General features: G+C 66.9%; 12 protein-coding genes and 1 tRNA gene. 7 read left to right on the top strand and 6 right to left on the bottom strand.

Annotation, left to right across the window (positions count from 1 at the left end; genetic code table 11):
* A partial coding sequence (locus tag ACH107_RS25930) for an MnmC family methyltransferase (RefSeq protein WP_412508529.1) occupies window positions 1–146 on the top strand: 146 nt, incomplete at its 5' end.
* A complete protein-coding gene (locus tag ACH107_RS25935; RefSeq protein WP_412508512.1) occupies window positions 143–1,009 on the top strand; it encodes a DMT family transporter in 867 nt (288 codons plus the stop codon). The genes ACH107_RS25930 and ACH107_RS25935, both read left to right, overlap by 4 nt.
* An 84-nt stretch (window positions 1,010–1,093) precedes the next feature.
* On the opposite strand, the gene ACH107_RS25940 is transcribed toward ACH107_RS25935, so the two are convergent.
* Window positions 1,094–1,624 carry an invasion associated locus B family protein gene (locus ACH107_RS25940; RefSeq protein ID WP_412508513.1) on the bottom strand — a complete coding sequence of 177 codons (531 nt, stop codon included), beginning with the start codon at window positions 1,622–1,624 and terminating at the stop codon, window positions 1,094–1,096.
* A 177-nt stretch (window positions 1,625–1,801) separates the two neighbouring features.
* Here ACH107_RS25940 and ACH107_RS25945 point away from each other — a divergent pair, with 177 nt between their 5' ends.
* The gene (locus tag ACH107_RS25945; RefSeq protein ID WP_412508514.1) at window positions 1,802–2,797 is read left to right on the top strand and encodes an asparaginase; all 996 of its coding nucleotides are present in this window, start codon (window positions 1,802–1,804) and stop codon (window positions 2,795–2,797) included.
* Between the two features lie 64 nt (window positions 2,798–2,861).
* On the opposite strand, the gene serB is transcribed toward ACH107_RS25945, so the two are convergent.
* The gene (gene serB, locus ACH107_RS25950; RefSeq protein WP_412508516.1) at window positions 2,862–3,734 is read right to left on the bottom strand and encodes a phosphoserine phosphatase SerB; all 873 of its coding nucleotides are present in this window, start codon (window positions 3,732–3,734) and stop codon (window positions 2,862–2,864) included.
* 262 nt (window positions 3,735–3,996) lie between these two features.
* Here serB and ACH107_RS25955 point away from each other — a divergent pair, with 262 nt between their 5' ends.
* Window positions 3,997–5,151: a phosphoserine transaminase gene (locus tag ACH107_RS25955; protein ID WP_412508518.1), complete on the top strand. Its 1,155-nt coding sequence runs from the start codon at window positions 3,997–3,999 to the stop codon at window positions 5,149–5,151.
* Window positions 5,152–5,249: 98 nt separating this feature from the next.
* Window positions 5,250–6,851, top strand: a complete 1,602-nt coding sequence (gene serA, locus ACH107_RS25960; protein WP_412508520.1) for a phosphoglycerate dehydrogenase — start codon at window positions 5,250–5,252, stop codon at window positions 6,849–6,851.
* 33 nt (window positions 6,852–6,884) lie between these two features.
* On the opposite strand, the gene ACH107_RS25965 is transcribed toward serA, so the two are convergent.
* The 3 genes from ACH107_RS25965 to ACH107_RS25975 are packed head-to-tail and all read right to left on the bottom strand — an operon-like array spanning window position 6,885 to window position 9,413.
* On the bottom strand, window positions 6,885–8,051 hold the full coding sequence (locus tag ACH107_RS25965) for a cation:proton antiporter (protein ID WP_412508522.1): 1,167 nt from the start codon (window positions 8,049–8,051) through the stop codon (window positions 6,885–6,887).
* Window positions 8,048–8,695, bottom strand: a complete 648-nt coding sequence (locus tag ACH107_RS25970) for a GntR family transcriptional regulator (RefSeq protein ID WP_412508523.1) — start codon at window positions 8,693–8,695, stop codon at window positions 8,048–8,050. The genes ACH107_RS25965 and ACH107_RS25970 overlap by 4 nt, the downstream gene beginning before the upstream one ends.
* 31 nt (window positions 8,696–8,726) lie before the next feature.
* Complete coding sequence (locus ACH107_RS25975; protein WP_412508525.1) at window positions 8,727–9,413, bottom strand: M48 family metallopeptidase; 687 nt, start codon at window positions 9,411–9,413, stop codon at window positions 8,727–8,729.
* A 112-nt stretch (window positions 9,414–9,525) separates the two neighbouring features.
* Between ACH107_RS25975 and ACH107_RS25980 the strand changes: the two genes are divergently transcribed.
* Together ACH107_RS25980 and ACH107_RS25985 are read left to right on the top strand one after the other, a co-directional pair.
* The gene (locus ACH107_RS25980; RefSeq protein ID WP_412508526.1) at window positions 9,526–9,849 is read left to right on the top strand and encodes a TIGR02300 family protein; all 324 of its coding nucleotides are present in this window, start codon (window positions 9,526–9,528) and stop codon (window positions 9,847–9,849) included.
* Between the two features lie 83 nt (window positions 9,850–9,932).
* A tRNA-Ala gene (locus tag ACH107_RS25985) sits at window positions 9,933–10,008 on the top strand.
* Window positions 10,009–10,186: 178 nt separating this feature from the next.
* Here the strand turns inward: ACH107_RS25985 and ACH107_RS25990 are convergent.
* Window positions 10,187–10,504 (bottom strand): hypothetical protein (locus ACH107_RS25990; RefSeq protein WP_412508528.1); only part of this gene is annotated, 318 nt, incomplete at its 5' end.

Consider the following 10,504-nt stretch of genomic DNA (forward strand, 5'->3'; position numbering starts at 1 on the left):
ACACCGCGCCGGGCGGCACGGCGGCCACCTACACGGCGGCCGGGTTCGTGCGGCGCGGGCTGGCGGCGGCGGGTTTTGACGTTGCCCGGCGGCCGGGCTATGGCCGCAAGCGGCACATGACAACCGCGGTGAAAGGCCCTGCATGACGGAACAGAACACGCGCCTTGGCATCATGCTGATGGTGGTCACCACCTTCGTCTTCGCGGTGCAGGACGGTATCTCGCGCCATCTGGCGGGCGAATACAACGTGCTGATGGTTGTGATGATCCGCTACTGGTTCTTCGCGGCCTTCGTCATTTCGCTGGCCATGCGGCAGGCGGGGGGCGCGCGCGCGGCGATGGCCACCCGGCAGCCCTTGGTTCAGGGGTTCCGTGCGGTTCTGCTGGTGGCCGAGATCTGCGTCATGATCTACGGGTTCACCCTGTTGGGGCTGGTCGAGGCGCATGCCGTCTTTGCCTGTTACCCGCTGCTGATCGCCGCGCTGTCCGGTCCCGTGCTGGGCGAATACGTGGGCTGGCGGCGCTGGGCGGCGATCGGCGTGGGGTTCATCGGGGTGATCGTGATCCTTGAACCGGGTTTCGGTATTTTCGACCCGGCCGCCGTGGTGCCCTTGATGGCGGCGTCGATGTTCGCGCTTTACGGGCTGCTGACGCGGTTTGTGGCCCGGCTGGACAGTGCCGCGACCAGCTTTTTCTGGACCGGCACGGTCGGATCGGTCGCGATGACCGCGGTCGGCCTGTGGTTCTGGGAACCGATGACCGGCCCGGACTGGGGCTGGATGGCCGCGCTGTGCGTGACCGGCGCGCTGGGGCATTACACGCTGATCAAGTGCTACGAGGTGGCCGAGGCCAGCTCGGTCCAGCCCTTCGCCTATCTGCAACTGGTCTTTGGCAGCGCGATCGGCGTTCTGGTCTTTTCCGAGACGATCCGGATCAACGTGGCGCTGGGCGCGGCGATGATCGTGGGGGCGGGGCTGTTCACCCTGTGGCGGCAGCGCCAGACGGGTTAGCCCGCGCCAGTGACGCGCCCGCCGCCGGGCGCGTCTTGCTGTCATTGGTTTCGCGAGAGCGCGGCAGCCGGGCCCGCGATATACCTATTCGCAGCGGCTCTGGGCCTCGTCCAGCGCGGCGGTGAACCCGAGCAGGGAAAAGGTGTCCTTGGTCGTGGTGCCGCGGGTCGAGCGCGCGGTCAGCACGGCGTCGATCCCGCCTTTCATGGCTTCGATCATCCGGGCGTCATCCTCGGTGCTGGCGGGCCAGGCCCATTCGCCCTCGGTGAACATCTCGAACTCGTCGTCGCCGATGCTGACATTGACGGTGGACCCCTCGGCGAAGGGATAGCCGCCCGTGAACGTCACCTGCCCGTCGACCCCGGCCTCGGGCCGGTAGAATGCCATCAGCAGGATATCGCCGCGGCGCACGGCAACGACACGATCATCGCGCGTGTTGACCGTTTCGGTCGGCGCGGACACGACCCAGCATTCACGCGGATCCGTGTCCTCGAAGACGCTCCAGGCGGTCTTGGCCGCGACCTGGTTGGTGCTTTCTTCCTGCGCGGTTGCGGCCCCGCCTGCCACCATCGCCGCGACGGCGATGGCCAGACCGCATGCAAAACGTGATACCATCTGTCCAGCCTCCAAGCTGTCCTCAGCCTCAATTTCGTGGGCCGCGGGCACCTGTTTTCAAGTTTCTTCCGTGGCGCGGCCGTTTTCTTCTCGACAGTGCAATATTAGACTGAAAGACGCGAGAGTTGAAAGGTGCAATTGGCGAAATTCCGCACATGCACGACGTGGAGACCGACGATGACACAGCCTGTCCCCCTAACGGAAATCTGGCGCGGCCCGATGGCCGAAAGTGTGCATCTGGGACATGCCGTGATCTGTGATGACACCGGGACCGTCATCGAGGCGTGGGGGGACCCGGCGGCGCAGGTCTATCCGCGCAGTTCGGCCAAGATGGTGCAGGCGCTGCCGCTGGTCGAGAGCGGTGCGGCCGACGCCCATGGCCTGACCGCGGCGCAGCTGGCGCTGGCCTGCGCGTCGCACCAGGGGGCGGCCATCCACACCGACCCGGTGGCGGCGTGGCTGGCCGGGCTGGGGTTGGCGGATGACGATTTCCGCTGCGGTCCGCAGATGCCCAAGGACAGGGCGGCCTTCAATGACATGATCCGCAACGACGCCGCGCCATGCCAGGTGCACAACAATTGCTCGGGCAAGCATGCGGGCTTTCTGACCCTGTCTCGGCACCTGCGCGCCGGCGCGGACTACGTGGACCCCGATCACCCGGTGCAGCAGGCATGCCTGCAGGCCTTCGAGGAGGTGACGGGGGAGGACAGCCCCGGTTTCGGGATCGACGGTTGTTCGGCGCCGAACTTCATGACGACGATGCACGGGATGGCGCGGGCCATGGCCCGGTTCGCCGCCGCCGAGGAGGGCGCGGATCCGCGCCAGACGGCGATGGTGCGGTTGTGGCAAGCCATGGTGGCGCATCCCGAACTGGTGGCCGGGGAAAAGCGCGCCTGTACCGAGCTGATGCGCGCCTGCAAGGAACCGGTGGCGCTCAAGACCGGGGCGGAGGGGTATTTCGTGGCCATCGCGCCGACCCGCAGGCTGGGCGTGGCGTTGAAGGTGGCCGATGGCGCGACACGGGCGGCCAACTGTACCATCGCGGCGCTCCTGGTCCGGCTGGGGCTGCTGGATGCCGACCACCCGGCGACCCGGCGTTTCATGAACGCGCCGATCCTCAGCCGGCGCGGGATCGAAACCGGGATGATTCGTCCCGTCCCCGGGCTGAGCTGACCCGGCAGCGCGGACGCAGTGGCCGGGCGTGCCCCCGCCCCGCGCGCCCTGCCATGCCGGGCTGTCACGCCCCGGCGAAGTCGTCGCGCCCGTATCCCTGCAGGAAAAGCAGCGCCGTGAGGTCGCCATGGTTGATGCGGACCTCGCATTCGGACGCGACGGAGGGTTTCGCGTGCAGCGCCACGCCGGTGCCCGCGCGGCCCAGCATCCCGAGGTCGTTCGCGCCGTCGCCCACCGCGATCACGTCGCTTTCGTCGATCCCGAGACGCGCGGTGACGTCTGCCAGTGTCTGTATCTTCGCCTCGCGCCCCAGGATCGGGCGGGCGACCTCGCCGGTCAGCGTCCCGTCCTCGATCAGCAGGCGATTGGCGCGGTTCTCGTGAAAGCCGAGATCCGCGGCGACCTTGGCCGTAAAGGCGGTGAACCCGCCCGAAACCAGCAAGCAATGCGCCCCGGCCGCCCGCATCGTGGCCACCAGGGCCCGGCCGCCGGGCATGTAACTGATGCGTTCGGCCAGCACCCGGTCGATCACGGAGGCATCCAGACCCTGAAGCAGGGCAACGCGTTCAAGCAGCGCGCCCTCGAAATCCAGCTCGCCGTTCATGGCGCGGGCGGTGATTTCCTTCACATGGGCGCCGACACCGGCCATGTCGGCCAGTTCGTCGATGCATTCCTGCCGGATCATGGTGCTGTCCATGTCGGCCAGCAGCATCTTCCGGCGCCGGTTCCCGCCGGGCTGAACCACCAGATCGACGCGGGAATCCTGCAGGTCCGCCCAGACATCCCAGCGGTTGCCGGGTACCTGCGGCATCGTGAACTCGGCTGATTCGTCCGGCGCGAGCCAACGTGACTCGCCCCCGCCCCAGGCGTTGCGCAGGTTGTCCACGAGAGCGGGATCGAGCGTGCCCGGCGCGGCGATCAGGGTAGCGGTGAACATGTGCGATCCTCCGGCGTTGTCCGCCGCGCCATAGACCACAGAGCCGTCCCGAGGGCCAGCAGGTTCTGGCCGGGTACCGATGGTCACCGCCCCGCCGTTATCGGCGCACCGGTTTCCGATCGGCGACGTTTTCGGCGCCGGATCAGTCGGGTTCGGACAAATTTCCGGCTTTAGGCACTTGCCGCGCTGCAGAACCGCCGCTAGACGTGTCGGTGGGACACCCCTCCCCAACGAGGGGCGCTTATCTGGAAGGATAGATAACATGACGATCGAGAAACCGGCGACGCGGCCGGACAACCCGCGTTTTTCCTCTGGCCCCTGCGCCAAGCCCCCGACATTCGACCTGGGCAAGCTGTCCGGCGCGCCGCTGGGCCGCAGCCACCGTGCCGCCGTCGGCAAGGACAAGCTCAAGGCCGCCATCGAGGGCACCCGCGAGGTGTTGGGCGTGCCCGCCGACTACCGTGTCGGCATCGTGCCGGCCTCGGATACCGGCGCCGTGGAAATGGCGATGTGGAGCCTGCTGGGCCAACGCAAGGTCGAGATGCTGGCGTGGGAATCCTTCGGCGCGGCCTGGGTGACGGATGCCGTCAAGCAGCTCAAGCTGGATGCCGAGATCAAGGAAGCCCCCTATGGCGAGATCGTGGACCTGAGCACCGTGGATACCGACAACGACGTTGTCTTCACGTGGAACGGTACCACCTCGGGCGTGCGGGTGCCCAATGGCGACTGGATCAAGGATGACCGTGCCGGCCTGACGATCTGCGACGCGACAAGCGCGGCCTTCGCGCAGCACCTGCCGTGGGACAAGCTGGATGTGACCACCTTCTCGTGGCAGAAGGTTCTGGGCGGCGAGGCCGCGCATGGCATGATTATCCTGTCGCCGCGCGCCGTCGAGCGGCTGGAGAGCTACACCCCGCCCTGGCCGCTGCCCAAGATCTTCCGCCTGACCAAGGGCGGCAAGCTCAACGAAGGGATCTTCGAGGGGGCGACAATCAACACGCCGTCCATGCTGGCGGTGGAGGACTACCTGCTCGCGCTGGACTGGGCGCGCGAGGTGGGCGGTATCGAGGGGCTGCGCGAACGTGCTTATGCCAACCTTGCCGCCGTGCAGAGTTTCGTGATCGAGAATGACTGGATCGCCTTTCTGGCCGATGACCCGGCGGTACGCTCGAACACCTCGGTTTGCCTGAAGTTCACCGATGACCGGATCACCGACGGTACCGCCTTTGCCAAGGCCGTGGCCAAGCGGCTGGAGGCCGAGGGCGTGGCCCATGACGTCAACGGCTACCGCGACGCGCCGCCGGGCCTGCGCATCTGGTGCGGCGGCACGGTGGAGACCACCGATGTCGCGGCGCTGATGCCGTGGATCAAGTGGGCCTACCTGGCCGAGATCGCGGCGCTGGCCGAAACGGCCTGAACGGCCCGACCACGGGCACATCCATTCGAACACAGCATAGGGCGCGCGGGTCTCGCGCGCCGTATCCCCATGAGAAAATTCAGACAAGGACCCGATAAATGGCTCCCAAAGTCCTCGTATCCGACAAACTTTCCGAAACCGCCGTCCAGATCTTCCGCGACCGCGGCATCGAGGTGGATTTCATGCCCGAACTGGGCAAGGACAAGGAAAAGCTGGCCGAGATCATCGGCGATTATGACGGCCTCGCGATCCGCTCGGCCACCAAGGTCACGCCCAAGATCCTCGAGAAGGCCGACAAGCTCAAGGTCATCGGCCGCGCCGGGATCGGCACCGACAATGTCGACAAGGAAGCGGCGTCGAAGAAGGGTGTGATCGTGATGAACACGCCCTTCGGCAACATGATCACCACGGCCGAACATGCCATCGCGATGATGTTCTCGATCGCGCGGCAGATCCCGGCGGCCAGCGCCTCGACCCAGGCGGGCAAATGGGAAAAATCCAAGTTCATGGGCGTCGAGCTGACCGGCAAGACGCTGGGCGTGATCGGCGCCGGCAATATCGGCGGCATCGTCTGCGACCGTGCGCGGGGCCTGAAGATGAAGGTCGTCGCCTACGATCCCTTCCTCAGCCAGCAGAAGGCCGACAAGATGGGCGTCGAGAAGGTGGAGCTTGACGAGCTTCTGGCGCGGGCCGATTTCGTCACGTTGCACGTGCCGCATACCGAGCAGACCAAGAACATCCTGAGCCGCGAGAACCTGCAGAAGATGAAGAAGGGCGCGCGCGTCATCAACTGTGCGCGCGGCGGGCTCGTGGACGAGCAGGCACTGGCCGATCTTATCAAGTCTGGGCATCTCGGCGCGGCGGGCTTCGACGTGTTCACCGAGGAGCCGGCGCACGAGAACCCGCTTTTCGGGCTGCCCAACGTCGTGTGCACCCCGCATCTGGGCGCGGCGACGACCGAGGCGCAGGAAAACGTGGCGCTGCAGGTGGCCGAGCAGATGTCGGATTACCTGCTGACGGGCGCGGTGAGCAATGCGCTCAACATGCCGTCGGTTACGGCGGAAGAAGCCAAGGTAATGGGGCCGTGGATCGACCTTGCCGGGCATCTGGGCAATTTCATCGGCCAGATGACGGATGAGCCGATCAAGGCGATCAACATCCTGTATGACGGTGTCGCGTCGGAAATGAACCTCGACGCGCTGACCTGTGCCGCGGTGGCGGGCATCATGAAATCGGCGAACCCCGAGGTGAACATGGTGTCGGCCCCGGTGGTCGCGAAGGAGCGCGGCGTGCGCATCTCGACCACGCACCAGGACAAGTCGGGCGCCTTCGAGGGCTACATCAAGCTGACGGTCGTGACCGATCAGCGCGAGCGGTCGATCGGGGGTACCGTGTTCTCGGACGGCAAGCCGCGTTTCATCCAGATCAAGGGCATCAATATCGATGCCGAGATCGGCCGGCACATGCTGTACACCACCAACCAGGACGAACCGGGTATCATCGGGGCGCTCGGCAATACCCTCGGCGGGGGCGGGGTGAACATCGCCAACTTCACCCTTGGCCGTGCCGATGCCGGCGGCGAGGCCATCGCGCTGCTTTACGTGGATGCCCCGGTGCCGTCGGACCTGATCGGGAAGCTGGAGACGACCGGCAAGTTCCGGCAGGTACGCCCGCTGGCCTTCGACGTGGCCCAGGGCTGACGACGGGGCCGGGCGGGCACGGCCCCGCCCGGCCTATCCCCGCGCGACCCGCCGGATGGCCCAGAGCGTCGCGGCGGGGCCCAGCAGTTCGAAAACGACGGTCGTGCCGATTGTCAGGCTGAGAATCAGGTCGGCATGGTCGGGAAACTCCCGCGCGGCGATCAGTGCCATGCCCACGGCCACGCCGGCCTGCGGCAGCAGCGCCATCCCGAACCACGGCCGCTGTGGCTTGGGGCTGCCGGCCAGCACGGCGCCCAGCCACCCGCCGCCGAGGCGCGCGACGATCCGCAACAGGATGAAGGCTGCCCCGACCGTCCCGGCCTCGGCCAGTTCCCCGACATTCAGGGAGGCCCCGGCCAGCACGAAGAACAGGATCATGAACGGCCACTGGATGTTCTCGATCTCGTGGAAGGCGCGGTCGTGATGGCTGGCGAGGTTGGCGACGAGCGCGCCCGCCATCATCCCGGCCAGCAAAAAGGAAACATCGGCCCAGACGGCGAGGCCCGCTGTCAGGAAGACGATTCCCAATGCCTCGGTCTGCATCGGCTCACCGGGCGTGAGCCGCCCGGTCAGGAAGGCGGCAGGCAGGCCGATGGCCGCCCCCAGCACAAGCGCCCCGCCGATTTCCCAGCCGGCATCGCGCAGCAGGTCGAGCGGCACGGCGCCGTCAAGTCCGGCGGCCAGCACGGCGGCCAGCGAAAAGGCGATCAGGCCCCAGACATCGTCGATGGCGACGATCCCCTTGATAAGGTCGATGAACGGCCCCGACGCGCCGGACTGGCGGATCGTGTCCTGAGTCGCGGCGGGCGCCGTGGCCGTGGCGATCGCGCCGAGCAGCAGCGCCACCGGCGCGGGCATCCCGACAAGCCACAGCCCCGTCGTGACAAGGGCCATCGTCACGAGCACGATCATCGCGGATACCAGCAGGATGGCCCGCCCGTGCCGGGCGAGGTTGTCCAGCGTCAGCGCGCCGCCGAGCAGGAAGGCGACCATCGTCAGCGCCGTGACCGACAGCGCGTCGTAAAGCTGCTGCGCCTCGGGGGGGATCAGGTCGAAGCCGGGCCGGCCCGCCAGCAGGCCACAGGCAAGCAGAAGCGTGACGCGCGGCAGGCGGGTGCGGCGGCCCATCTGGTCGGCAAGAAGCCCTGTCAGGAACAGGGCGCCAAGCGTGATCAGCAGGATCGGCAACGTCTCGGTCATGTGACCAGCATCCGCAGCCCCTGTGTCACGTCCGACCGCACGGCCAGCCTAAGCCCGGGTTCGTCGCCTGCCTTCAGCGCGCTGATGATCAGGCGGTGGTATTGGGGTGGTTCCTTGCGGTGCAGCCGCCCGTAAAGCGCGCGCATGGTCGGGCCCAGTTGCAGCCAGACGGTTTCGGCCATGGCCAGCATCGCGGGCGCTTGCGCCCGCAGGTAAAGCGCGCGGTGGAATTCGAGGTTGCGGCGGATATAGGCGACCGCATCCTGTCGCTGCACGTCCTCGGCGATCCGGGCGTTGATATTCTGCATCCGGTCGATGAGGGCGATATGCGCCCGCGGCAGGGCGCGGCTGGCAAGTTCAACCTCGACCAGGGCGCGCAGCGCGGCCAGTTCCTCGATTCGTTCATTGGTAAGCTCGGGCGTGGTGACGCGGCCGGAACTGGAAAGGGTCAGCGCGCCCTCGGCCGACAGGCGCCGTACCGCTTCGCGCGCGGGGGTCATCGACACGCCGAACTCGGCCCCGACCCCGCGCAGCGTCAGGGCCTCGCCCGGGGCGATCTCGCCGTGCATGATACGGCTGCGCAGGCCGCGATAGACACGGTCATGCGCCGCGGGCAACGGATCTGGGCGCGAGGCAAGCAGCATGGGTCCCTTGTGATCACAAAGCCCGGGCCGGTCAATCCCCGAAGCGGTAGCGGTGCAGCGACGCCCCGTTCTCGCGCAGCCAACGGCGCGGCGCGTCGTACTCCGGCAGCAGGCGTGCCACGACCGCCCAGTAGGCGGGCGAATGGTTCATTTCCCGCAGGTGCGCCACCTCGTGCGCGGCGACGTAATCCAGCACGTCCGGCGGCGCCATGACAAGCCGCCAGGAATACATCAATCCGCCACGCGCCGAGCACGACCCCCACCGCGAGCGCGTGTCGCGCAGGGTGATGCCGGCATGGCCCTGCCCGAGGGCCGCGGCATACCGGTCCGACGCGCTGGCGAGCCTGTCGCGCGCCTGTGTCTTGAGCCATGCCCGGACGCGCGCACCGACTGCCCGGCCCGCCGGCACCTCGAGCACGTCACCCCGGGCCCTCGTGCGGGGGGCGCCGGCAGCGATTCGCATCTGCCGTCCCTCGAAGGGGATCAGCGCGCCGTGATCGACGGTTACCGCGGCCGGCGTCGCGCCAAGCTTGTCGCGCAGCCAGTCACCTTTCCGGCGTGCGAAATCCAGCGCCTCGGCCTCGCTCACCTGCACGGGATGGGTCAGCGTCACCCGTCCGTCCAGCCCCGAGATTCGCAGGGAAATGCGCCGCGCCCGCGCGGACCGCCGGAGGGTGATCTCAACCGGGGGATTGCCCGTCAGAACATGTTGGCCCATTTCCCCTCGCGAACAGGCGGCCCGACGGGCGCGCAAAGCCTTTGACACCTGGATCCAGTTATGGCAGGTCGCGCGGATCGTCGACAAGACCCGAGATTGAAAGGGATCACCCATGCCCAAGGAAGAATGGGGCGTAAAGCGCGTTTGCCCGACAACCGGCAAGCGGTTCTACGACCTGAACAAGGATCCGATCGTCAGCCCGTATACCGGCGAAATCGTGGAGCCGGAAACGGGCAAGAGCCGGTCGATCAAGGCTGACTCCGAGGATGCCGAGACCAAGAAGATGGAAGAAAGCTCGTCGAATTCCGGTTCCGAGGTGATGGCTGACGAAGACGTCGACGTGGATCTGGGCGACGACGTGCTGGACGATGAAGATGACGACAACGTCTCGCTGGATGACATCGCGGACGTTGCATCCGAAGACAGCGAAAGCTGATGCGGCACGGCGGGATTTTTCCACTTGATCCCGCCCGCCGCGTTGCGTAGACCGCGCGCATCGGCCATGTCGGCCGTACATAAGGGGCCTTAGCTCAGCTGGGAGAGCGCTTGCATGGCATGCAAGAGGTCAGGGGTTCGATCCCCCTAGGCTCCACCAACTCCCATTCCTCGGAAATATGACTGCACCGCTCCGCGGTGAGCCGGGAGGCATCGGCCTGCCGGCATGGTGTCGAGGCGGAACTGTGAGGCATGTCGGGACGCCCGGGCGCGGGTTGGTGCCCGGCGAAACCGTGACATCACCGCGACCGCCGATTCCTAAGCCGCCGCGCCATGGTTCATCCGCCGACGGCCCCGGTCATCCCGGCACCTGAGCATGGTTGCTGCACCCTCGTTGGGCGGCGAAGATGCCGGCGGACGGAAAATTGCAGGAAAATCCGAAAAAGGACTTGCAGACCCCGCGAGTCGTCTGTAAACGCACATCTCACCGGCGGCGTTGAGGCGCGGTTGGTTTTCCGGACGGGGTTGCGGGCAGGATGTTCGCGGTTTCGTTGGATTGAAATACTGAGGTTGATGACGCGGGTTGCGCCAAGGAAGAAGTGGCGCTTCTTGTTGATTTTGTCTCTGCGCTTTTTGACATCGCGAGTATCTGAAGA

It is taken from the genome of Roseovarius halophilus (ex Wu et al. 2025), from assembly GCF_047086965.1.

Bases quoted from the DNA above. Each gene is read 5' to 3' on its own strand.
- ACH107_RS25935 (WP_412508512.1), top strand. From the start codon at position 143: ATGACGGAACAGAACACGCGCCTTGGCATCATGCTGATGGTGGTCACC.
- ACH107_RS25975 (WP_412508525.1), bottom strand. From the start codon at position 9,413: ATGGGCCAACATGTTCTGACGGGCAATCCCCCGGTTGAGATCACCCTC.
- ACH107_RS25980 (WP_412508526.1), top strand. From the start codon at position 9,526: ATGCCCAAGGAAGAATGGGGCGTAAAGCGCGTTTGCCCGACAACCGGC.
- ACH107_RS25965 (WP_412508522.1), bottom strand. From the start codon at position 8,051: ATGACCGAGACGTTGCCGATCCTGCTGATCACGCTTGGCGCCCTGTTC.
- ACH107_RS25945 (WP_412508514.1), top strand. From the start codon at position 1,802: ATGACACAGCCTGTCCCCCTAACGGAAATCTGGCGCGGCCCGATGGCC.
- ACH107_RS25970 (WP_412508523.1), bottom strand. From the start codon at position 8,695: ATGCTGCTTGCCTCGCGCCCAGATCCGTTGCCCGCGGCGCATGACCGT.
- ACH107_RS25940 (WP_412508513.1), bottom strand. From the start codon at position 1,624: ATGGTATCACGTTTTGCATGCGGTCTGGCCATCGCCGTCGCGGCGATG.
- serA (WP_412508520.1), top strand. From the start codon at position 5,250: ATGGCTCCCAAAGTCCTCGTATCCGACAAACTTTCCGAAACCGCCGTC.
- ACH107_RS25955 (WP_412508518.1), top strand. From the start codon at position 3,997: ATGACGATCGAGAAACCGGCGACGCGGCCGGACAACCCGCGTTTTTCC.
- serB (WP_412508516.1), bottom strand. From the start codon at position 3,734: ATGTTCACCGCTACCCTGATCGCCGCGCCGGGCACGCTCGATCCCGCT.